The organism is Sphingomonas sp. CROZ-RG-20F-R02-07 (genome assembly GCF_022662335.1).
Taxonomy (GTDB): Bacteria; Pseudomonadota; Alphaproteobacteria; order Sphingomonadales; family Sphingomonadaceae; genus Sphingomonas.
Window position 1 is genome coordinate 127,036 of record NZ_JAKNQJ010000007.1, and the last position, 22,837, is coordinate 149,872.

Genomic DNA, 22,837 nt, shown 5'->3' on the forward strand with positions numbered 1-22,837 from the left:
CGGCCTGGAACAGGCCTATCCGACCGCAGATCCCGATTCGACCGCTTGCGGCTTGAGGAGCATGATCCGACGAACCTGATCGGCGCTCACCAGCTTGCGGGACGGTCGTCCGATCAGATAGCCCTGGATCGCCGAGCAGCCTTCGCGCGAGACGATCGCCAATTGCGCCGGCTGTTCGATCCCTTCGGCGAGCACGGGCATGTTCAGCGTGACGCCGAGCGCCGCCACCGAGCGCAGGATCGAGACCGCCTGTTCGTCCCGCTCGATCTCGGCAACGAACGACGCGTCCAGCTTGATGCGATCGAAGGGAAAGGATCGCAGAACGTCCAGCGACGAATAGCCTACGCCGAAATCGTCCAGCGCGATGGCGAGGCCCATCGTCTTCAACGCCCGCAGTTGCTCCAGGGCGAAAAGCCGATCGTGGATGATGGCGCTTTCCGTCAGCTCCAGCGTGAGGCGCTCGGGTGCGAGGCCGCTGTCCGCGAGCGCGCTCCGCACCGTCTCGATCAGCCGCGGGTCGGCCAGGTGCTTGGGCGAAAGATTGACCGAGACGGCATGGCGGTTCGGCCAGAGCGCCGCCTCGAAACAGGCCTGCCGCAAGATCCAGATGCTCAGCGGCACGATCTCGCCGCTCTCCTCGGCGAGCGGGATGAACGAGGCCGGCGGGATCAGCCCCTTCGCCGGATGGTTCCAGCGGACCAGCGCCTCATAGCCGGTGATGGCGCCCGTCTCGATCGACGCCTGCACCTGATAGTGAAGCTCGAACGCGTCCGTCAGGAGCGCTTCGCGCAGATCGGCCACCAGCTCGCGGCGTTCGCGGACGGCATCGTCCATCTGCGCGTCGTAGAAACAGGGTTCGGCCGATCTGGCCGATTTGGCCCGGTACATCGCCAGGTCCGCCTTCGCGAGCAGCTCGTCGGGGTTGAAGCCATCGTAAGCGGCCATCGCCACGCCGATATTGGCGCCGATCGCGGCCGTGAACCGGTCGAAGACGAAGGGCTGCTCGAAGGCATCGCGCAGGCGCGCGAGAAAGCCGTCGAGTTCGCTGCGCTGGTTGAACGAGATGACCGCGGCGAATTCGTCGCCACCCAGGCGGGCGATACACTCGCCGCTTCGCAGCATCGCAGACAGGCGTGCGGCCAACGCAATCAGGAGCTGGTCGCCCGCCTGATGGCCATAGGTGTCGTTGACGACCTTGAAGCGCGACAGATCGAGCATGGCGACGGCCATGCAGGGATAGCCCTCTTTCACGAGAAAGCGGCGTTCCAGTTCCTCGGTGAAGCTCATCCGGTTCGGCAGATCGGTCAGGCCGTCGTGCAGCGCCATGCGCCGCAGGCGGCGATAGGATTCCCCTTGCGTGTGGCCATCGATCAGCGCGCTGATGGCCGCGCAGCCGACGACGATGAGCGCGCCGATCGTCGTGGTGAAGGCCAGGGCGGCCATGGTGCCGTCGGAGAGACCGTCGCCCATGCGCAGCACGGTGATGTCCATCGCCGCCATGCCGGTGAAGTGCAGCGCGGCCACCGCCAGCGCCAGCAGCGACACCGCCGCGCTCCGACGACGACGATGCTGGCTGTTCAGGACGCGAAATGCCGCGGCGCTCAGCACGACCGACAGGACGATCGATGCGGCGACATAGCCCCATCGCCACGACACGATGCCGTCGACGCGGTAGGCCGACATGCCGAGATAATGCATGATCGCGACGGCAAGCCCGATGATGCCGCCGCCCAGCGTGCCCGCCGATGGGCGGCGTCTTGCCGCGACGGCGAGACCGGGTGCCGCCACGACGATGGCCACGAGCAGCGACGCGAGCGTCAGCATCGGGTCGAGCACGACCGGCGCGGTGGTGCGAAACGCCATCATCGCCACGAAATGCGTGGCCCACACCATCGTGCCGGTGGCGACCGCCGTCAGCCCGATCCATCCCGTCCGGCTGTGCCCGGAAGCCGAGCGGATGCGGCCGAACAATTGCACCGAGGCAGCGGAGCCGATCAGGCAGACGACGAGCGCCAGCGCCACGAGTCTGAGATCGTGCTCCTGGGCGATGCAGAGCGTGATGCGCATCATGCCGCATCACCGACGAGATCGAGCCGGGCCTCCAGCGCCAGCGAGGCTTGCCGGGCGAGACCGAGCAGATAGGCCTTCTGGTCGCCCGACGCGGGTTGCCGCGGCACCGTGTCGAGCACGCACAACGCGCCGACATCGACTCCGCTCAACAGGCGCAGCGGCGCCCCGATATAGTAGCGGACGTGAGGATCACCGGCGACCACGGGCAGTGATGCGAAATCCGGATCGCTTTGCGGATCGCAGATCTCGAGCAAGCCGGATCGGTCGAGCGTGAAACTGCAGAACCCCTCGTCCCGGTCGATACAGTCGATTTCCAGACCGTGCGTGGCCTTGAACCATTGCTGCTGGCCGGAGATCAGCGACAGGAGCGCGATGGGCGCGTTGAACGCGCGCGCCGCGGCATCGACGAAGCGATTGAAGCCCGGCTCGGCCGGCGTGTGCAACAGCCCGGTTCCCCGCACCGCCGACGTTCGGCGCCGCTCGCGGAACATGCCTTGGAACATCTGCGACTTACCTCACGCGGCCAACCGTCGGGCCATGGCGCATGCAGGTTAACAATCCGTCTTGCGCCAAGCGTTCGGTTGAGCCTCAGGCGCGATGCTCTTCCAGAATGCGATCGCCGCGATCGATTGCGTCCAGAAAAACCGTGGATCGCGCGCGCCGTCGCCCCCCGATGAGGGTGCCGCACGCCTCGTGATCGCCATCGTTCCGCACCACGCGCAGGTGCGGCGTCGTCTCGCTCCGGCCGGAACAAGGGCGAGAGCGACGGTCATTTCGACATCGCCTACGAACGCGAAAGCATCATCCGAGCGCGCGGCAAGTCGCTGGCCGCCCTCACCATCCCCGATCTGCGGCGCCTTCAACAGGAAGGCGAATTCGAAGCGACCTATCTGCGCATCGGCGAGCGCGCGCATGATCGTCACCCGCCGATTCGCTTCAACCGCCCAACCAGTCGGAGGCGATCTCGCCTCTATGCCCCTCCGGCGCCAGCACGACGCGCAAGGCTTCCAGCAGAGGCGGCAGCGCCTGCGTGAAGGCGTAGGGCGGGTTGGCGATAAAAAGGCCCGCGCCGTTGTAGATGCCGGGCTGATCGCTGTCGTACAACCAATGCTCCACCCAAAGAAATTTCGGGATGCCCAGCGCGCGTAACCGCTCCTTCCATTGCCGATGCGTGGCGCGGTCCTTCAGCGGATACCAGATCACCGTCACGCCGTGCGCCCATTTGCGGTCAGCGGCGGCGAGCGTGGCGGTGATCCGTGCGCGCTCGTCCGTCTGCTCGTAGGGCGGATCGACCACCACCAATCCGCGCGCGGTGCGGGGCGGCAGCATCGCCAGCCAAAGCTCGTAGGCGTCGCGCTCATGCACGGCAGCGGACGTGTCGCGCATCGTGCGGCGCAGGGCGTACGCATCCTCGGGGTGTTTCTCGTTCAGGATCAGGAAGTCCTGTGGGCGCAGAAGCTGCGCCAAAATCCGCGGCGAGCCGGGGTAGAGGTGCGGCGCGGGCCCGACATTCACCGCCTGGACGGCGGCACGGTAATCGTTCAGCAAGGGGTTCGGGTCGGCAAAGGCGCGCAGCACGCCTTGCACGGACTCGCCGGTGCGTCGCGCGTCCTCGCCGCCAAGGTCGTACAGCCCGCAGCCCGCATGGGTGTCGATCAGGGTCAGCGCGCCCTGTTTCCGCTGCAAGGCGTGCACCAGCGCGATCAGCAGACTGTGCTTCACGACATCGGCGCTATTGCCGGCATGGAAGGAATGTCGATAATTCATCGGGGTTCGAAGATCTTGCGATCTGCCTTCAGATGGGCTGTCGGGCACGCTTGGAGCGCGAGGCGATCAGGCACCGAGACGTCCGCTCTTGCCCGCATCGGCGGCGTCAATTGCCTTCGGCATCGACGGTGAACACCATCGGCTTGCCCCGAGACATCGGCTCCCAACCGGCCGACAGAGCGGCGCGCACGCACCGCGAGATCGTCGCGTCATCGAGCTGAATCCGCCCGCGCGGCAAGCCCTTCAACAGCCGCTTGGGCGGCGGAAACTCCACCCAAGCTTCGCGTTTGGCATCGCGCTGGAGAAGGGCGATCGTCATTCCTTTCCAGCCTCCGTCATCCGACTGATGCGGCTCACGCTGGAGGTGCCAATCATGGAGGGCGCCATCGACATCGACGGTGCCGCTGTTGCTTTGGGATTTCGCCATGAAGGCGGTTCTAGCACGCCGGCACGGCCGCGGCACAGATTTTGGGGCGGAGAGGCTCACGGCCCCGGATGGCGGACGTTCAGGACCGGGCAGCCTTCCCTTGCGACGAGCCGCGCCTGTTCCTACAGCCCCCCCCCCCCCCCCCCCGGCACTGCCGCGTTGCCTCTACGGCTCGGCTGCGCCATTTATAGGCCGATCAGGGGAGGATGGCGTGGGCAAGAACTTCTGGCGAGCAGCTTGTCTGGCGATGCTGCTCGGACCGACGGCGGCTTTCGCCCAGCAGCTCCCCCCGCCCGCCGACGCGCCCGCCGCGGGCAGTGCGCAGGGCGACGTGTCGGTGACCATCTACAAAAACGACGTCGCACTGGTGCAGGACGTGCGCCAGCTCCCGCTAGGGAACGGGCGGGTGCGGCAAAGCTTCCCGGACGTCAGTGCGGCGATCCGGCCGGAAACCGTGTCGCTGGTCGTGCCCGACGCCGCCATCGTCGAGCAGAATTTCGACTATGACCTGCTCAGCCCGTCGAGCTTGATGGAAAAGGCGGTGGGCGAAACCATCACGCTGGTGCGCACCAACCCCGCCACCGGCGCCGAGACGCGCGAGCGGGCGAAGGTGCTGGCCGTCAACGGCGGCGTGGTCATCGAGGTGAACGGCCATGTCGAGGTGCTGCGCGACGACGGGCTGCCGGCCCGCGCGATCTTCGACAAGGTGCCGGATGCGCTCAGGGCGCGCCCGACGCTGTCGGTGACTTTGGCCAGCAGCCGCGCGGGCACGCGGCCGGCGACGCTCTCCTATCTCAGCCGGGGCCTCGGCTGGAGCGCGGACTATGTCGCGCTGTTCGACGACAAAAGCGGAACGGTGGACGTGCAGGGCTGGGTGACGCTGAAGAACACCAGCGGCACCACCTTCTCGCACGCCAAGACGCTGCTGGTCGCCGGCGAGGTCGGGAGCACCGACGACAATAACGGCGACTACACGCCCCGGCGGCGGCGGGCGACGCGGACCGTGACAGGCACCGAGAGCGCAGCGCGCGAACAGCTCGGCGACTTCTACCTCTACCCGCTGGCCGAGCGCACCACGATCGCCGACAAGCAAACCAAGCAGGTCAGCTTCCTGGACGCGAAAGGCGTCGCGGCAAGCGCGGGCTACCGGTTCGAGAACGCCTGGCTCGGCAGCTCGGACGCGCCGCGCAGCGCGCAGTCGGTGCTGCGCTTCAGCAACTCCGGCGCGGCCGGCATGGGCGACGCGCTGCCGGCCGGCGTCGTGCGGGTCTATGTCCGTGATGCGCGCGGCCAGCCGCAGTTCACCGGCGAGAACCGCATCGAGCACACGCCGCAGGGCTCGACGATCGCGCTGCCCACGGGTGACGCGTTCGACGTCAAGGTCCAGCCGACCACGGTCTCGCGGACCCGGCAGGGCGACAGCCGCTGGCGGACGGCGGTGCGCTACACGCTGACCAATGCGCGGTCGCGGCCGGTGACGGTCGAGCTGATCCAGGGCGGCCTCGATGGGGGCGACGTGCGCGTCGTCGCGGACAGCGCCAAGGGCGAGCGCCGCGATGCCGGAACCTATGCCTGGCAAGTGCCGGTGCCGGCCAACGGCAGCGCCGTGGTGACCACGACCTTCGACACGCGCTACTGATGCCGCACCGGTGGCTTGCGGCGGCCGTGCTGCTGGCGGCGGTCGCCGCGACGCCGCTGCGCGCCGAGCCGGTCACCGTCACCTCCGCTGCGCCCGATCGGGTGTCCCTGACCGTCTACCGTGCGCCATATGGCAGGGGCACGATGGACCTGCGCTTCCTCGGCGGGTTCGCGCTGGTGACGGAAACCCGGCGCGTGCGGCTGCCGCGTGGGACCGCGGTGCTGCGGTTCGAAGGCGTGGCCGAGGGGATCGTGCCGGTCAGCGCGGTAATCGACGGCCTGCCCGGAGGCACGATCGAGAAGAACCGCGACGCCCGCCTGCTGTCGCCGGCCTCGCTGGTCGACGGCACGCTCGGCCGACGGGTCACGCTGACCCGCACCGACAAGGCGACCGGCCGGTCGGTCAGCGAGGAGGCGACGATCGTCGCCGGCCCGCGGCGGGGCGTGATCGTACAGACGGCCGCGGGCATCGAGGCACTGCGCTGCTCGGGCCTGCACGAGCATCTCGGCTATGCGGGGGTGCCGGCCGGGCTGTCCAGCAAGCCGGTGTTGAGCGTGACCACCGCCAGCCCGGCAGCGGCGACCGTCACGGTGCGGCTGACCTATCTCGCCTCCGGCTTCGATTGGCGCGCGAGCTATGTCGCCACACTCGCCCCCGATGGCCGTGCGCTCGACCTGTTCGCCTGGATGACGCTGGCCAACGGCAATGGCGAGGCGTTTTCCCAGGCCGAGGTGCAGGCGGTCGCCGGGCGGCTCAACCGGGTCGCCGTGTCGGCGATCCCGCAGGAGGCCAGCGCGCTTCGGCTGGTCTGCTACCCGCGCGGCACGACCACCTCCGACCTGCGCGAGAGCAAGTTCGCGCCGGCCGCGCCAATCGAGCCCGCCGATCAGATCGTGGTGACGGCAATGCGCATGATGGCGCCTGCTCCACCGCCGCCGCCGCCGCCGCCGCCGCCGCCGCCGCCGGAAGATCTTGGCGACCTGAAGCTCTACCGCATCCCGGCGCCGACCACCGTCGCCCCGCGCGCGCAGAAGCAGGTGGCGTTGCTGGCGCAAGGGCCCGTGCCTTTCGAACGGCGGTATCGGCGACCGGTTCATCCAGGCGAGCGGGTCGACGCCGCGCCCACGGCGATCGTGTTGGTGCTGAAGAACGAGAAGAAGGATGGCCTGGGCGTGCCGCTGCCTGCCGGCAGCACCGCGCTTTATACCCAACGGGCGGGCGAGCGGCTCTTGCTCGGGCTAGGGGCGATCGCAGACCGCACCATCGGCGAGACCTTTCGCCTCTCGGCTGGCGTGAGCAGCCAGGTAACGGTGACGCAGGTGAACGCAGCCCCACGCGAGCCAATACCGGTGGCCCCCAACCCTGTAGGGCGCCACGAGGCGATGCTGACGGCGAGCAACGCCAATCCCTTTGCGGTGACGCTCGACGTGCCGATTTGCACCGCGGGGCAGAAGATCGAGGCCGAAGGCCAGGAGGTCGCCCATATGGACGGGATCGCCACCTGGTCCCCGACGCTGCCGCCGGGCGGCCGGGCCGAGCTGCGCTACCGTTATTAGATCACGTGGGACACGGGCATACCGCTTGTTCACCGACGGTGCGGCGGCTGGGTAGCCGTTGCGAGTGACCCTATGACGGTCGTTCGTGGCCAGATCACCGCTTCCCGGAAAAGCGGACGTTGGTTCATGCGCGTCGCGATCTCGGCGGCGCGTCGACGGTCCGCAGGCGCCGGACGTCTTGCGCCCCGGTCCTTGCGCGTCCAAGCCTCGCGGGACGGCCTGCAAGAGGCCCGCACAGGAGGAACGATGCCGAGTTTGTACGAGATCACCGTGCCGGTCTTCACCCGCATGTTGGGCAACCTCGACCATCTGCTGGCCAAAGCGGCGGAGAGCGGCGTGGACGAGCAGAGCCTGCTCGACGCGCGGCTGGCGCCGGACATGCTGCCGCTGACCAAGCAGATCCAGATCGCCTGCGACACCGCCAAGCTCGCGGTGACTCGGATCGCGCAGGCCGCGCCCCGCCCGATGGCGGATGAGGAAACGAGCCTGGCCGAGCTGCGGGACCGCATCGCCCGGACGATCGCCTATCTGCAGGAAACCGACCCCGCCGCGTTCGAGGGCCGGGAAGCGGCCGAAATCACGCTCAACTTCCCGAACATGGAGATGACGTTCACCGGTCAGAGCCTCGTCACCGACTTCACGCTGCCCAACTTCTTCTTCCACGTCACGACCGCCTATGGTCTGTTGCGGATGAAGGGAGTCATGATCGGGAAGATGGATTATCTCGCGGGCGACCGGACCGAGCGCTGATCGGGCGGCGGACGTGAGCGACGATACGGCCCTGCCCCCTGCGGCGTTCGCCAAGGACGATCGCGGCGACGACCGCGCATTCTACGCATCGGCGCGGCTGGTCACGCACGTCGACGACGACGCGATTGCGGCGCTGACCCGTCTCTACCGCGATCGGCTACCGGTTGGCGCGCGCGTGCTCGACCTGATGTCCAGCTGGGTCAGCCATCTTCCCGACGACCGGCGCTACGCCGAGGTCGTGGGCCACGGCATGAACGCGGACGAGCTCGCCGCCAATCCGCGGCTGGATCGCTGGTTCGTCCAGGATCTCAACACCGATCCCGCGCTGCCGCTCGACACGCGGGCCTTCGACGCCGCCCTCTGCTGCGTCGGCGTGCAGTATCTGCAACAGCCCTATGACGTGTTCGCCGAGGTCAGGCGCGTGCTCGCGCCCGGCGCGCCATTCATCGTCAGCTATTCGAATCGTTGCTTCGCGACCAAAGCGGTCGCGGTCTGGCGATCGCTGGACATGAACGGGCAGGCCTCGCTGATCGGCCACTATCTCGCGCATGCCGGCTTCGGCGAGATGGAGGCGCGCCTGCTCGCCGACGGCGCGCGCGGTGATCCCCTCATCGCTGTGGTGGCCCGCGCCTGACGCTCGGCCTTGGGCAGTGCGACGTGCTGCCGTTGGATCGCCCCCCCCCGCAGAGGGCGCCCCCGTCCGCCGCCTCCCCGGACAGGCATGCCTTGTTTCGATCCACGCCCCCGCGCGGTGGGCGACAGCCGGGGCGCCGTCGAGGTTATTTCCCTGCCGCTGTTTCGATCCACGCCCCCGCGCGGAGGGCGACGCCACGCCTCTCGGGATCGCCGCTGCGACGATGGTGTTTCGATCCACGCCCCTGCGCGGAGGGCGACCCCGTCACGCACTGCGCCCGCTCCCGCTGTCGGCGTTTCGATCCACGCCCCCGCGCGCAAGCAGATCAAGACGACCACTGATCGGGAAGATTGCTTCATAACGGACACGCAACCCTGTCCGTCACCATGCACAGCGCCGATCCGGGTGGCGGTTCGCTGCTGTTTGCGCCCGGATCGCGCCCACGTCCTGGTAGGCTAGGGCTGCCCGATCAGTTCAAGGTCGCGATCAGCAGCTCCGCCGTATCCGCAGGACAGATCGACGATACCCTCTACCTGAACGGCTCGAAGCCGCGACGCGGGGGACTGGCAGCCTGCGTGTGAAGATGCTGGAACGCGTCGCGCCGACCGTGCGTGTCGAAGCTCGAGGCTCGCCGCTTCCGGTTGAAGACAGTGCTTGCTGATTTGGATCCGACGGCAAGACCGCCGTCGTTTATCGCCGCTCAGTCTCTGCAAGAATTGGTCGGGGCGACAGGATTCGAACCTGCGACCCCCACACCCCCAGTTTGCGGGGCGACACTGGTTAGAAATTAGTAACCTTTCGCTAGACGGTTGAAATGCCTCGCTTATCTAAGCCCCTTTTAAGATGGCAGCGGCTTGGAAATAGCTGCTATCATACGCATGAGCGCGCTATGGTGCTTACCAGGTGATTGCTGAGGGTAGGCCATGCCGACGATCAAGATTACGAAGAGAGCAGTCGAGGCGCTCGCTGCGCAAGAAAAGCTGATCATCTTCTGGGATCAGGATCTCTCCGGGTTCGGAGTCAAGGTCACGCCCGCTGGCGGGAAGACCTACATCGTACAATATCGAATGGGCGGCCGCGGGTCGGCCACACGAAGATACACCATCGGGCCAGACGGCACGTGGACCGCAACGCTAGCTCGCGCTGAAGCAGAGAGATTGCTTCGCATGGCCGCCAGCGGTGTGGACCCTCAGGCGGCGGCTAAAGAGCGAGAACACGCCGAGCGAGAACTCGCTTTTGGACCTTATTCAGAGCGCTTCCTTGCCGACTATGGAAAGCGTAACTGGCGCCAGCGCACCTATACCTCAGCGGAGAGCAACATGCGGCGCTGGGTCATTCCATTTCTTAGCCGTAAGGCACTTCCTGCCATTACGAAGCGAGACTTGATCGAATTGCTTGATCGCGTCCCGGCAACGAACCCAGCGCTGCCACGTAATCTTTTTGCGCTTTTGCGCAAGCTGTTCAATTGGGCCACTGAGCGAGGAGATCTTGAACGCTCACCGATGGACACGATGAAGCCACCTGCGCCCGTCGGAGCCCGCGACCGCGTTCTAAAAGATGAAGAACTAGTCGTTGTGGCCGCGTGCGCTGAAGCGGTGGGCGACGTATTTGGCGCGATGATTCGCCTGCTCATCGTCACGGGACAGCGGCGGGAAGAGGTTGCGGGCATGACGTGGGGCGAGTTGGACCGACGTCTGATGGAGTGGTCAATCCCGGCAGCACGAGCAAAAAATGGCGTTCCAAGTACTGTACCGCTGTCTGACATCGCACGAGGAGAGCTCGACGGTCTCGCTGGCAGCACAAGATGGCCGAGAGCGGGCTATGTTCTGACCACGAACGGGAAGACGTCGATTTCTGGATTCTCTAAGGTAAAACTTCGACTGGATAAAATTATTGGCCGCGTTTTAAAGCGTGAAATTGATCCTTGGCGCTTTCACGACCTGCGCAGAACCTTTGCTACAAATATGCAGCGACTGGGTGTGCGCTTCGAGGTGACAGAGGCGCTGCTAAACCATAGTAGCGGCGCGCGCAGCGGTGTCGCCGGCGTTTATCAACGACATGTCTGGAAGGAAGAGAAGAAGGAAGCCATCCGTTTATGGAACGATCGTCTTCGAACAATGATATTCGAATGGGAATCGTCAGAAAGGTAATACATAGTAAGATTACCGACGCTAAGTCTTTCTTGAGAGTTATCTGGTCTACGCAGGAAGCCTGCTGAAGACGCCGGTATCTACGCTGATGTGCCTGCTTTCGTTGCAAGCCTGGCCGCGGCGTCTACAACCGTCGGTCGGGCCGCGCTGCTGCTCACAATTTCAACCGGGGCAAGGTCTGGGGAGACCCGGAATGCGCGTTGGTGTCACATCGACCTACAGCCACGCTTGTGGCATAGGCCGGCAGAACTTATGAAGATGCGCAGGCCCCAAACCTTAACGTTAAATGGTGTTGCTGTTGCGATTCTTGCGCGCGTGCTACCCCTGAAAGGGGCTGATGACGATCTCATCTTCCCTAGGGCCAAGGGCAAGCCGTTATTAGACATGACGCTCTCCAAAATTATGCGAGATGTTAAGCTGGACGCCACCGTCCATGGCTTTCGTAGCCCTTCCGCGAGTGGGTTGCCGAATGGATGCGGTAGCGGAAGCGGAAGCGTCGTTGGCTCATGGTGACCCTGACAAGGTGCAAGCGGCGTACGAACGGACCGATTCCCTGGTGTGCGGCGTAAGCTGCTGGCCGCGTGGGATGGTTGAATCGCGTCAGAAAATCCAACAACGAGGCGAGGAGCTACAGAATGACGAACGATGCGATAGAAGTAGCATCTGAATGGATATCGGCGAAAGATGCGCTAGCGAATCTTTCAATCGGTGGCCGAAATCCTGTTGAGGCTCAGGCTATGTTGGCGGAATATCTTCGAGCCGGTCATCTCAAGGCCCGCGCTGAAGCAGTTTGGATATCAACCGAAGCTAACTTGGGAAAAGCGTGGAAATCTGACCTTGTGTCACCCGAAGTTGAACGCAATATTGACGTTCCAGTCCGATATTGGCGAACAGACAAGCACGCATTAACTGACAGAGCTCGCTGGCGTTGGCCATTTAACAAATTTTTCTACACCTTGGGGACTAATCCGATAAAAAGGCGGATGTTTAAGGGTGTAACGTTTTCCCATAATTCTCTTGCTGCCCTTCAGCCCGACCACTTCCGTTCTTCAAAAAAGAAGAAGTCTGGCAGAAGTCTCGATGTAGAGGCTCGCGACGCCGGTTGGATGGAAATTGTCAGAATTTCTCAAGAAGGCCGCCTTAACTCCGATCAATATAAGACCAGAAAAAGCCTTATAGAAGAGCTTTATCATAGGCTCCAGCTTCCTGACGAGACCCTTCGTCTAGGCGAGGGTCAAATAGGTGAGATTGCGAGTATGGTTGTGAAGGTCCTCAAACCGCAACACCTTGCCGATCCCGAATGATTGTCGAGCACATCCCGAACCATTTCCGAATTTTTACGGTGCACGGTGGCGGCGTGTCTTGATTTCCGAACCATTACCGAATGGCTTCTCGCTAGCAACTCAGCGAATGTCCCTCTCGTTCGCAGAGCATTTCGCTTGACGAATGAGGAGACAACAAATGGCGCCCATCACCGTTACAGTTAACGGGTTGGCTGATATGCTTATTATCTGCAAGACTAAGCTTTATCGGCTTCATAATCAGGGATCGACTCGTTCATTTATGTTGGTTAATCGCCGCTTCGTGTTAATTGAAGACATCGACAAACTCGTCCATCGTGCCATCGAAGTGGAGGCATTTTAATGCCGCATCGCAAAAAATCTAGCGCCTTGAAAACGGCATACGAGAATGACGACTTTTTCTTAACGTTGATCGATCAATTAACGAATGGGGCAGAAGATCCTGGTTTGGCTTATTTATCCTTCGCAGATAAAGGAGCTTCCGCTCAAATGGCCACTGAAATCGAGCGTCGCATCCTTTTGGGAGTTGAATCCAAAGCGATCGGTGGCATTGGCGTGACTTACCGTATTGCAGCCATGAACTTCGACACAACGGAATTTGTCGTAGACACGTCCGTGATGCGGAAAGAAGCCGGTCGGCGCAAGAAGGACGTCCCGAACTCGATCAATCGGGCGGTCATCCGGCCGACGATGGTGCATGGCACACTAACCCTCCAGGTTGTGACGGCATCTCTGATCCTCAGTCGCGAGGGTTTAGACGCGCCGAGTCTCACCAACGAGTCGGCATCGCAATCGTTGGCATTGCCTTTCGATGAGTGGACAGGCGATCCCAACGAAGTGGCGATCTCCCGCATCGTCGGCCGCTTTAAGTCGGCCGCCGGGGACATTCGGCGGGCAGCAAGCCTTGCAGCACAAACGGCGGACAAGAAGGCTTGGGCTCAGCTTCGGGACGAGGCACATATCAAGCTGTTTCAGGTCGACATGCTGATGCCGGTCAAAAAAGTCATTGTTGCGTTTGGGTTTGGGAAAGAAATTTTTCAGCACGCGCTAACCGGACCGGAAGCGCACAGCAAACGTCTGGGAAAAGACGGCCTAGCTCGCGATGTATTATTACATCGCATGTGGAGACACGCGCTAACTACGCAGTGCGCAGTTCCACCGTTGATCAAGCTATAACCCGGTAAATACCTGGTGGCCATCAGGTTGTGAGAGCAGCTTGATGGCCATAGCCGTTTGACAGCTTATGCTAACAATTAGGCAAGGGTTGTCATAGCCCCCTTCTATCCCCGTATAGCCGCTATAAGGGTGTAACTAGGCCCCTTCTCGGTTATGCTTTTTCCTAGGCTTTGCTATTATGAGAATGCGTCATCCATCTGAGAACACACCGTCTATCGTCTCACAACAAGGTCATCGCTTTGGTGCCGTAGATGCCACGTCTCGCTGGCTCGAACCCGCTCAACATTTTGCCCGCCTTGACGCGGATTATTCGAACTTATTACAAAAAGCCCTCGTACGTTCTGATGCACCGGTTGTAGAAAAAAAAGCAGTGCGCCAGATTTGTGGACTTACACGTCACCAGCGTTCCCATGGCAACCCAATGTCGCATTTGCGCATGCGCCGCCGTGCCGGACTTCTACTATACCGCACGCTACGGCCAATATGGCTTGCGCATCCTGACCGCGTCTGGGCCTTCGGCACCTTCATTCCCGACGTTGGTAATTCCCTTGAATATGCGCCGCATGTCGAACTCTTTCGCGTTAAGCGCGATACCGGGAAAATGTTAGCTGCGGTGGGCATGCATGCCGTCGGCGTCACCGAACTGCAGTTGGGCCGATTCCCGGGCAAGGGAGCGGGCCGCACCGTCCAAGCCCACGTTCATACCCTTGGTTACTTCGACGATCCCGTAGCGACACTGAAGGGTGCCGAGGCTACCCTCGCCCGAGGATCTACATCCTCGAACTGGCTCGGCGCCAGCGTTGCCGACTTCCGACCGGTTACCAGCCTCTACGATCTCAAATATCGGTGCCGCTATATGTTCAAGGCACCCCTACAATCTCAATTTTTTGGCAACGATCGCGAAAAGCGCAGCGGGAAGTACACGAAACACACCGAAGCTCTCGATCCATCGGGCGCGCTGCTGCTCATGCAGATTTTGTCGCACATCACGTTGGGCAATGCGACCACGGCGCACGGCGATCTGGTCAAGCCGAAGGGCCTTTGGATTAGACAGGTTTCTTCATGGACGAAGGCGCACCCAGTGCGAAAAGATTTCGATTATCGACGCGCATTTCAGCGGGTGTGGGAAAATACCCGCACCAGGAAAAAGCGCGCGGAACCGGTCATCAGATTCGACGCCAAGGCGCCACTCGATCTGCAGTGGAACGCAGCCATGCAACCTCTTTTCTCTGAGGTAGCAGCCAGCCAAGCACGTCACGCTGCAGCGAGGGCTGCCGCGATTCTTGACCGAAAAATGCAATCGCCCACGAAAAGAACCGAACGCCGAAATCTTTAATCTTGCACCGCCGCGCCGCGTCCTTTTCGGTGGCGCGGCCCGTTCTCCGCCGAAGGCGTTGACGCCCTGTTTTACGATCGATGACGAGCTATGGTCGGATCGGCGGTCGCGAGGAGCCCATCGGAAATGTGATGAGCAGCGTTCGATGGCCGCGGGCGAGTAAGAACGTCACGGTCCAGGCGAATTACATTTCGGACTTGGCCCATTTCTCATGGATGCTCATAAGCCCGGATGACCCAATACCGGCCGTCCAACGCCCTCTGTACGCTTCCCGATTTCGGCCATCCGTCAAGCTGATACACGCGGCAGCAGGACGTTCGAATTGCCGGTCGAACCAAACAGTTATTCAAAGCTGCCGCTGATCGAGCACCTTCGAAGACTCCTTAGCTGGGAAGCGGCCCCGCCTTACGGTAGCTTTCGATCAGGGCATCAAAGACGGCCACGTCAGACCTGCTTCGTGCCAGGATCTGGGCGCCAGCGTGGCGATAGGCGTCGAAACGGGACCCCACCCTATCTCATTTCAACTCCTTCATTTTGCGAGAGACGTTCGCTCTAGAGGGGGACTCGATCGGCGCCGATCGGAGCCCCGTTCGAAACTAGAGTTTCTTCTCCAAAACAATCACTTGTGTTGTTGACAGGCGGGGTCCCGTTTCGACGCCTATCCACAGCGAGCGCGCCCGGGGGAAGCGACAGCCATGCGTCGGTGTAGTTGCCGGCATGGTCGACGCCCGGTGTGTCGACGAACGTGGGGCAGATCGCAGACATGCATGCGCGGATGTTTCGACAGTTCGCCGCGGGGCGCCGAGCTGAGCGTGTGCGAAGCAAATTGGGTATGTGATGTGATGCCATACGGCTGATCCATAGACGTAAAGACCCAGAAACGGTCATCCACCTGCTAAATCAGCTCCCCCGGAACCGGACACTTGTTAATCGATCCGGCCTCACGCGAAGCGTTGATGACGCTCCCCGAACATCATGGCACAACGCTCAGATGTGGAAGGTCGAACCTTCGTGGAAGAACGTCACCGACCGTCCGGTGCTACCGTGGCCGATTGTAGCGGGAGCGTTCCTGCATTTCGCGCTTCCGGCCTACCTGCTCATCGGGCTCGCCTGCGGTGCGGTGGGGCTACTCGACGGACTGACCCCGCCTGATCTTGCCGCGTGGGCGCTGCCGTATAGCGTCCGGTTCGCCGTCGCTTACCTGATCCTGGCGGTGATCGCGACGGCCGCCGCCGCGGTGCTCGACCCACCGCTCCGCCGACGCCAACAACGGCGTGTCGGACGCGATCCCGGCGCCGCCGAGCGGCAATCGCAGCGCAACCTGGCGGGCGCGCTGACTGAGGGCCGGGCGCGGTTGGATCGTGACGCCGTGTCGGCGCTGGACGGTATCGCCGGCATAGCCTGGCAGCATGCGGAGCCGGCATTCCAGTCGATATCCGCCGACCTTGTCGAAGTTATCAGAACCTCGGTCGCCGCGATGGCCACGGCAACACCGCAGCGTCGGCAAGAACTCGCGACCGTCACGACAGCAACGCTGACCCGCATCGCCGCCACCCTTCGCGACCTGCAAGAACAACGCGGCCGGCTTGACGAAGGCGACCTGCGCGTTGTCGCCCGCTACATCGACAGTCGCTATCCGCCATCCGATTACGCTAGCGACTCGGTCCAGTGAGGCGTAAACAGATAAGGAACGCTCAGGGGGGCGTTCGTCTATAAGTCCCAAGGACACCTTTTCACATGACAAACCTTTACGTCCTCGGCGCAGTGCTCGCCGTGGCCCTCATTGTCGTCGTGCTTTTCATTGCTTCGCGCTGCGTTCGATACGTCGGCAACAACCGCGTGGCCATCGTCGAGAAGATGTGGAGCCGCAACGGCTCCATCGCCGGCGGCTTGATCGCGCTTAACGACGAGGCGGGATACCAGCCAATCGTCCTTCGCGGCGGCTATCACTTCTTCATTCCCTTCCAGTATCGCGTGCACGCCCAGCCGTTGGTGACCATCCCGCAGGGGCAGATCGGCTACATCTTCGCCCGCGACGGTGCGCCGCTCGGCCCGACTCAGACGCTGGCTAGCAACGTGCGCACCGCCGACTTCCTCGACGTGCGTGCCTTTCTGTCGAACGGAGGTCAAAAAGGACCGCAGCGCACCATCCTGCGCGAGGGCACCTATGCCATCAACCTGGCCCAATTCGTCGTCATCACCCGCGAGCAAATCCATGGATTGATGCTGGAGGCGAACGACGGCCCGCTGTTCGCCGAGATGCAGAGCGTCATCGCACAGCGCGGCGGCTTCGACGCAGTCGTCATCAAGGATGCGAACGACCAGATCGGCGTGGTGACGGTGCATGACGGCCCGGCGCTGACCGCCGATCAGATCATCGCGCCCGAGGTCGGCACCGACCAAAACGACATCTCAACTTTCCACAACAGCTTCCAGGACCCGGAGAAGTTCATCGCCGCCGGTGGGCGTCGCGGACGCCAGCTGCAGGTGCTGGTCGAGGGCAGCTACTTCATTAACCGCCTGTTCGCGACCGTCGAGATGGTCGCCAAGACGGTGATCGAGGTCGGCCATGTCGGCGTCGTCATCAGCTATACGGGCGACAGCGGCGCTGACACGTCGGGCGAGGATTACCGCCATGGGGAGTTGGTTGCGCGGGGCACCCGCGGGGTGTGGAGCGATCCGCTGCTGCCCGGCAAATACGCGTTCAACACTTATGCCGGCAAGATCGTCGTCGTGCCGACCACCAACTTCATCCTGAAGTGGGACCAGGACACGACGGGCCAGCATAAGCTGGACGAGAACCTGTCTGAGGTATCGCTCATTACTCGCGACGCGTTCGAGCCGACGCTGCCGTTGTCAGTTGTCGTCCATATCGACTACCGGAAGGCGCCTCTCGTCATCCAGCGCTTCGGCGACATCAAGAAGCTGGTGGAGCAGACACTCGACCCGATGGTCTCGGCCTATTTCAAGAATGTCGCGCAGAAGAAGACGCTTATTGAACTGCTACAGGAACGCTCCGACATTCAAGAGCAGGCCGGCGAGCAGATGCGGGCGCGATTTACCGCCTATAATCTCGAACTGCAGGAAGTTCTGATCGGCACGCCTCGCGCAGTGGGCGGCAACGACCAGATTGAGAAGGTGCTGCAGCAGCTGCGCGAGCGGCAGGTGGCCGAGGAACAGGTGACCACCTATGCCAAGCAGCGCATCGCCGCCGAGGGTGAGAAGGAGCTGCTGGAGTCGCGGGCACGCGCACACCAGCAGACCTCGATCACCGAGTCCGAGCTGTCGATCACGGTGCAGGAGAACCAGGGCAAGGCAGCGTTGAAGCGCGCGACCCAGGATGCCGAGCAGACCCGTACCCTGGCCAAGGCGGAGTCTGACCGCATCCGCATCATCGGCGAGGGCGAAGCCGCGAAGGTCGTCGCACTGGCGGGCGCGGAGGCCGATCGCATCACCAAGACCGGTCTTGCCACGGCCGAGACGATCGAGAAGCAGGCCGCGGCGTCGGGCGGTGCGCAATATCAGCTGACACGCCAGGTGATCGAGCGGCTGGCCGAGGCGCTGGAGAAGTCGGGCGTCGACATCGTACCACGGGTGCAGATCAACAGCGGATCGGTCGCAGCCGGAGAAGGCGGTGGCGGCTCGCTGCAGGCGCTGATTGGGATGCTGCTGTCGGAAAAGGGCATGGCGATGCTGAACAGTCCGACGGCCGCCAACGACAAGGCGGGCTTGCCCAACCACTCGGGCATTGCCGCCGAGTGAGGGGATAGCGAGCGGCGGTGCTGTGGAGGCCGAGCCCGACCTCCACAGCCTCCTGCAACGAAAACTTGCACCCCGTCGGCCTGCACGCACCGCCCTTTGCTTTCAGCGATGCGACACTGCTGAATTCGAGGAATTGACCCAGAAGCCGCCATTCGCGTGCTGATTTCCGTTTCCCAACTCCGGCCGCTTGTTCATGTCGGCGGTTCAGCTTCGCCGTTCCCATATTTCCGACGTTTCGTCAGCTGCGAGGTTCAGTCTTCCTGAACGGAAAGGTAGCCTGACCCGCTCTTGGCCGTTCACGGCAAGGTCTCAGCCGCCGAACTTCGGATATCCGTTCAGATAGGGGATCCGCCGCCTGCTGCCCCGTGCGGCTAAAAACCGATGTCGCCTAAAGCGATCTTCCGATCGCGCTCGGCGAGCTCGGCCTCGTCGGCCGGGCACATCATCGACATGCCGTGGACGGCCGCGCGCTCCTGCACCTCCTCGACGAACGGCCGCAGCCCATCCTCATAGTGCCGAAAGGCGCCGACGTGATCGCCGGGAAACCGCTCCAGCGCCGCCGCCAGGCGACCGGCACCGATGATCGCCATCGAGCCACCAAAGCCCGCCAGCGGCGAGACGCAATAACCCGCATCGCCGACCAGGACGACGCGCCCGCGCGACCAGCACGGCATCCGTATCTGGTTAATCCGATCAAAGTAGAAGTCGTCGTCGCCGGCCGCCGCCGCGAGCATGGCGGGCACCTTCCAGCCAAGCCCCTCGAATCGTTCCTGAAGCAGCCGACGTTGCTGCGCGCGATCGCGATAGTCGTAGTCGATCTCGGCTGGCGTGCGGAAACCGAAGCCGATGTCGGTCCGGTCGTGATAGCCGTTGAGCATCGCCATGCGGCCGGCCACGCTGAAGGTTTCCGTCACGTTCGCGGGGAGCAGCCGCGTCCCCGGAACGACCTTCAGGAAGAAGTAGCCGCCCATGAAATAGGTGAACTGCTCGCCATCGCCGAACAGCAGCTTGCGCGTGTTCGACCGATTGCCGTCGCATCCGAACACCAAGGCGTAGTCGCGCCGCTCGCCATCGTTGAACGTGACCGAGACGTTGTCGGCGCCTTCCTCCAGCCGGGCGATCGAGCGGCCGAACAGCAGCTCGACGTCGTCCGCGAGCGCGCCGGAAAGGATGTCGAGCAGGTCGTCGCGATGGATCTCGTGGCGCTCGTGCGATGGTCGATCACCGCCAGCGTCGCCATCGGCTCCGATCGAGCCCAATGTCACGTCGTCCGCGTCCTTGAACTCGAATCGGCGGTGAGGAAGCGCCTTGGCGCGAACGGCATCGGCAAGACCCATGCGGGCCAGGATGTCGACCGTCTCGTCCTCGATATCGACGGGCGTTCCCCCGCGCCGCAAGCCGCTCGCGGTCTCGACGACCGTGACGCGGTACCCAAGTCGGTTCAACCAATAGGCGGTCGCGAGACCAGCGAAGCTGGCACCGCTGACGAGCACGGCTTCGGCGCGCACCCCATGCGACGTTGGGATGGTGGTTGACGGTGCCATGGCGAAGCCTCCAATAAGTATGCAGCCGCGACGTGTACCGAGTACATCGTAATACGCAAGCCATGAAGGATCGCAGTCTGGATCGACGAACCCGCAAGCGGCTGGCGACCCGTCAGCTCATTTCCGACGTCGCCACGCGCCTCTTCATGGAGCGAGGATTCGACCGGGTGACGATCGATGAGATCGCGGACGCCGCCGACGTCGGACGCATGACGGTGTTCAACCATTTCCCGCGCAAGGAGGACATGTTCTTCGACCGCGAGCAGGAGATGCGCGATCTCGCGTTCAATGCCATTCGATCGCGCGCACCCGGCACCTCGCCGATCGAGGCCTTGGGCACGCTCGCCCACGATATGGTCGCGCAGCCGTCAGAGGCCTTTCCGCTTTTCGCCGAAACCCGAACCTTCGTCGAGACGGCTCAGGCCAGCGAGGCGCTAAAAGCGCGTGCGCGTCAGATGCGTGACGACTTCGTGCGCGCGCTGGCCGGCGTGCTGGCGGACGAGGCGGGCCGACCCGCCGATGATCCCGACGCCCATCTCGCAGCCGGGTTGATCGCGGCGACGGGAAGTGTCGCCCTCTCCCGAGCGCACGCTGAAGCGAGTGCCACCGGCGACGATGTTGCAGCGGCACGCATCTTCCTGGCCATGATCGATCGGGGGATCATGGGCACGCAGGCTGCTCTGCAAGGAACGCCGTTCCGATAAGCAGGTTGACCCAGTGTCGGACGTTCCGGGCACCCTGCCCACCCTCCACCTTCGGACATTCGTTCACGCAAAGCTTTAATTTTTCCAAGGCGTCATCGCCCTCGCATCCTAGCCCGCCCGGCCCCACATTAGGCCTCTGGTCGACGCAGGAGCTTGCCCCATGTTCATCGCCATGAACCGATTTCGGGTGGTTCTGGGTCAAGAGGAGGCGTTCGAGCAGGTCTGGCTGTCGCGCGACTCGTACCTTGCCGGCGTTCCGGGGTTCGTCGAGTTCCACATGCTGAGCGGGCCCGCGACCGACGATCACGCCCTTTATTCTTCGCATACCGTATGGCGGTCGCGCGCGGATTTCGAGGCGTGGACCCGGTCAGAGGCGTTTCGCACGGCCCATCGCGGCGCGGGCGACCACAAGCCACTGTACCTGGCCCCGCCCCGCTTCGAGGGCTTTGACGTCATCCAGACCGTCACGCCATCGTGACGGTCACCTCACGCCCAACGCTCGGCAGCCGGGTCGAGCAGGCGATTGACAACGTCGTCGGCGCAGTCGCCTCGCCGATCGTCACCGGCATCGCGGCGTTCAACAAGCGCCGCCTGCCGCCCCGCGATGCGCCGCATCCGCTTCTTACCGGCATCCACGAGCCGATGACCGAGGAGCTGACGCTCACCGACCTCGCCGTCGAGGGTATCATCCCGCCCGAGCTCGACGGCCGCTACGTTCGTATCGGACCCAACCCCGCCGATGCCGACCCGCGTTCCTACCATTTCTTCACCGGCGACGGGATGCTGCACGGCATCCGCCTCCAGGGCGGTCGGGCCCGGTGGTACCGGAACCGCTGGATCCTCTCGACCGATGTTGCGGCGGCCAGGCACGTGCCGGCGGCTCCAGGGCCACGGCACATCTTCGACACGGTCAACACCAGCGTGCTGGATCATGCCGGCAGCGGCTGGGCGCTGGTGGAGGCCGGCAGCACGCCGGTCCGTTTCGACGAGCATCTGGAGGCGCAGCGCTACGACGATTTCGGCGGCACCCTGCCCGGCTCGTTCACCGCCCATCCGCGCCGGGATCCCGCGACCGGCGAGTTGCACGCGCTGTGTTACGAAGCGACCGATCCAAAGCGCATTCGCTACAACATCGTCGACGTCGCCGGTCGGGTGCGACGATCGGTGACGATCCCGGTGTCGCACGGTCCGCTAATTCACGATTGCGCGATCACTGAGCGCTACGTCATCGTCATGGACCTGCCGCTCACCCTGTCGATGCGGACGGTGCTGGCGGGGCACGGCTTTCCCTATCGCTGGAATGAAAAGCACCCGGCCCGGATCGGGCTGCTGCCGCGCGATGGCGAGGCGGAGGATATCCGGTGGTTTCCGCTTGATCCCTGCTTCGTATTCCACACCGCCAACGCCCATGATCTGCCGGACGGGCGGGTGGCGCTTGATGTGGTCGCGTACGACCGCATGTTCGCTGGCGACAACCTGGCACCAGACGAGCAGCCGCGCGGCCTTGAGCGCTGGACATTGGATCCTTCTACCGGATTGGTGAACCAGCGTACGATCGACCCCGCGCCGCAGGAACTGCCGACGATAGACGAGCGTCGCACCGGCCGCGCCTACCGCCATGTCTACGCGCTAGGCCTGCCAGAACAAATGACGGAAGCGCTGGTCGGCGAGGCGCCGCTCATCAAGCACGACCTAGATGGTGGAACCCGGCGGTTACACGAATTCGGGACGGGGCGCGTTGCGGGCGAATTCGTGTTCGTGCCGCGCTCGCTAAGCGCAGATGAGGATGATGGCTGGCTCATCGGGCTCGTGATCGACGCCGGGGGGCACACCACCGCGCTGGAGATACTGGATGCCCGGAACTTCGAGGCACCACCGGTGGCATCCGTCCGCATCCCGCATCGCGTGCCGCCTGGGATCCATGGCGCATGGCTGAGGTAACCTGATCCACGCTGCAGCCGCGCATTCTTCCGGCCTGACACTCGCCCCGCAAATCGGTTATTCAGCGCGATCTGCCCGCC

At 63.5% G+C, this 22,837-nt stretch carries 20 protein-coding genes; 14 read left to right on the forward strand and 6 right to left on the reverse strand.

Annotated features, from left to right (window positions below):
- Positions 1 to 15: 15 nt before the first annotated feature.
- The 5 genes from L8H00_RS12285 to L8H00_RS12305 all read right to left on the reverse strand — a co-directional run bounded on the left by L8H00_RS12285 (position 16) and on the right by L8H00_RS12305 (position 4,264).
- Positions 16 to 2,070 carry an EAL domain-containing protein gene (locus L8H00_RS12285; protein WP_242097629.1) on the reverse strand — a complete coding sequence of 685 codons (2,055 nt, stop codon included), beginning with the start codon at positions 2,068 to 2,070 and terminating at the stop codon, positions 16 to 18.
- Positions 2,067 to 2,561 (reverse strand): GAF domain-containing protein, encoded by a 495-nt coding sequence (locus L8H00_RS12290; RefSeq protein ID WP_242097630.1) that lies wholly within the window; start codon positions 2,559 to 2,561, stop codon positions 2,067 to 2,069. The genes L8H00_RS12285 and L8H00_RS12290 overlap by 4 nt, the downstream gene beginning before the upstream one ends.
- Before the next feature lie 60 nt (positions 2,562 to 2,621).
- A complete protein-coding gene (locus L8H00_RS12295; protein ID WP_242097631.1) occupies positions 2,622 to 2,993 on the reverse strand; it encodes a hypothetical protein in 372 nt (123 codons plus the stop codon).
- 13 nt (positions 2,994 to 3,006) lie between these two features.
- The gene (rlmJ, locus tag L8H00_RS12300; protein ID WP_242097632.1) at positions 3,007 to 3,837 is read right to left on the reverse strand and encodes a 23S rRNA (adenine(2030)-N(6))-methyltransferase RlmJ; all 831 of its coding nucleotides are present in this window, start codon (positions 3,835 to 3,837) and stop codon (positions 3,007 to 3,009) included.
- A 106-nt stretch (positions 3,838 to 3,943) separates the two neighbouring features.
- Positions 3,944 to 4,264: a hypothetical protein gene (locus L8H00_RS12305; RefSeq protein ID WP_242097679.1), complete on the reverse strand. Its 321-nt coding sequence runs from the start codon at positions 4,262 to 4,264 to the stop codon at positions 3,944 to 3,946.
- A 247-nt stretch (positions 4,265 to 4,511) separates the two neighbouring features.
- Here L8H00_RS12305 and L8H00_RS12310 point away from each other — a divergent pair, with 247 nt between their 5' ends.
- The 11 genes from L8H00_RS12310 to L8H00_RS12360 all read left to right on the forward strand — a co-directional run bounded on the left by L8H00_RS12310 (position 4,512) and on the right by L8H00_RS12360 (position 18,568).
- Positions 4,512 to 5,903, forward strand: coding sequence for a DUF4139 domain-containing protein (locus tag L8H00_RS12310; protein ID WP_242097680.1), 1,392 nt, complete (start codon positions 4,512 to 4,514; stop codon positions 5,901 to 5,903).
- Positions 5,903 to 7,459: a hypothetical protein gene (locus tag L8H00_RS12315; protein WP_242097633.1), complete on the forward strand. Its 1,557-nt coding sequence runs from the start codon at positions 5,903 to 5,905 to the stop codon at positions 7,457 to 7,459. The genes L8H00_RS12310 and L8H00_RS12315 overlap by 1 nt, the downstream gene beginning before the upstream one ends.
- Before the next feature lie 126 nt (positions 7,460 to 7,585).
- Positions 7,586 to 8,209, forward strand: a complete 624-nt coding sequence (locus tag L8H00_RS12320; RefSeq protein WP_347340729.1) for a DUF1993 domain-containing protein — start codon at positions 7,586 to 7,588, stop codon at positions 8,207 to 8,209.
- Positions 8,210 to 8,222: 13 nt separating this feature from the next.
- Complete coding sequence (locus L8H00_RS12325; RefSeq protein WP_242097634.1) at positions 8,223 to 8,843, forward strand: methyltransferase domain-containing protein; 621 nt, start codon at positions 8,223 to 8,225, stop codon at positions 8,841 to 8,843.
- A 923-nt stretch (positions 8,844 to 9,766) separates the two neighbouring features.
- The gene (locus L8H00_RS12330) at positions 9,767 to 10,993 is read left to right on the forward strand and encodes a tyrosine-type recombinase/integrase (RefSeq protein WP_242097635.1); all 1,227 of its coding nucleotides are present in this window, start codon (positions 9,767 to 9,769) and stop codon (positions 10,991 to 10,993) included.
- A 635-nt stretch (positions 10,994 to 11,628) separates the two neighbouring features.
- Positions 11,629 to 12,297, forward strand: coding sequence for a hypothetical protein (locus tag L8H00_RS12335; RefSeq protein WP_242097636.1), 669 nt, complete (start codon positions 11,629 to 11,631; stop codon positions 12,295 to 12,297).
- A gap of 157 nt (positions 12,298 to 12,454) precedes the next feature.
- Entirely contained in the window at positions 12,455 to 12,637 is a 183-nt protein-coding gene (locus L8H00_RS12340) for a hypothetical protein (protein ID WP_242097637.1), read from the forward strand.
- Positions 12,637 to 13,470 (forward strand): hypothetical protein, encoded by an 834-nt coding sequence (locus tag L8H00_RS12345; RefSeq protein ID WP_242097638.1) that lies wholly within the window; start codon positions 12,637 to 12,639, stop codon positions 13,468 to 13,470. Before L8H00_RS12340 ends, L8H00_RS12345 begins: the two co-directional genes overlap by 1 nt.
- A gap of 178 nt (positions 13,471 to 13,648) precedes the next feature.
- Positions 13,649 to 14,806, forward strand: coding sequence for a hypothetical protein (locus L8H00_RS12350; RefSeq protein WP_242097639.1), 1,158 nt, complete (start codon positions 13,649 to 13,651; stop codon positions 14,804 to 14,806).
- A gap of 991 nt (positions 14,807 to 15,797) precedes the next feature.
- The gene (locus L8H00_RS12355; protein ID WP_242097640.1) at positions 15,798 to 16,478 is read left to right on the forward strand and encodes a hypothetical protein; all 681 of its coding nucleotides are present in this window, start codon (positions 15,798 to 15,800) and stop codon (positions 16,476 to 16,478) included.
- 65 nt (positions 16,479 to 16,543) lie between these two features.
- Positions 16,544 to 18,568 (forward strand): SPFH domain-containing protein, encoded by a 2,025-nt coding sequence (locus L8H00_RS12360; RefSeq protein WP_242097641.1) that lies wholly within the window; start codon positions 16,544 to 16,546, stop codon positions 18,566 to 18,568.
- A 371-nt stretch (positions 18,569 to 18,939) separates the two neighbouring features.
- Here L8H00_RS12360 and L8H00_RS12365 read toward each other — a convergent pair whose 3' ends face one another.
- Positions 18,940 to 20,112 carry an FAD-dependent monooxygenase gene (locus L8H00_RS12365; RefSeq protein WP_242097642.1) on the reverse strand — a complete coding sequence of 391 codons (1,173 nt, stop codon included), beginning with the start codon at positions 20,110 to 20,112 and terminating at the stop codon, positions 18,940 to 18,942.
- Positions 20,113 to 20,174: 62 nt separating this feature from the next.
- On the opposite strand from L8H00_RS12365, the gene L8H00_RS12370 reads away from it, so the two are divergent.
- From L8H00_RS12370 to L8H00_RS12380, 3 genes are all read left to right on the forward strand, one after another.
- Positions 20,175 to 20,816 carry a TetR/AcrR family transcriptional regulator gene (locus tag L8H00_RS12370; RefSeq protein ID WP_242097643.1) on the forward strand — a complete coding sequence of 214 codons (642 nt, stop codon included), beginning with the start codon at positions 20,175 to 20,177 and terminating at the stop codon, positions 20,814 to 20,816.
- Positions 20,817 to 20,976: 160 nt separating this feature from the next.
- On the forward strand, positions 20,977 to 21,294 hold the full coding sequence (locus L8H00_RS12375; RefSeq protein WP_242097644.1) for an antibiotic biosynthesis monooxygenase: 318 nt from the start codon (positions 20,977 to 20,979) through the stop codon (positions 21,292 to 21,294).
- Positions 21,291 to 22,757, forward strand: coding sequence for a carotenoid oxygenase family protein (locus tag L8H00_RS12380; RefSeq protein WP_242097645.1), 1,467 nt, complete (start codon positions 21,291 to 21,293; stop codon positions 22,755 to 22,757). The genes L8H00_RS12375 and L8H00_RS12380 overlap by 4 nt, the downstream gene beginning before the upstream one ends.
- Positions 22,758 to 22,837 lie beyond the last annotated feature (80 nt).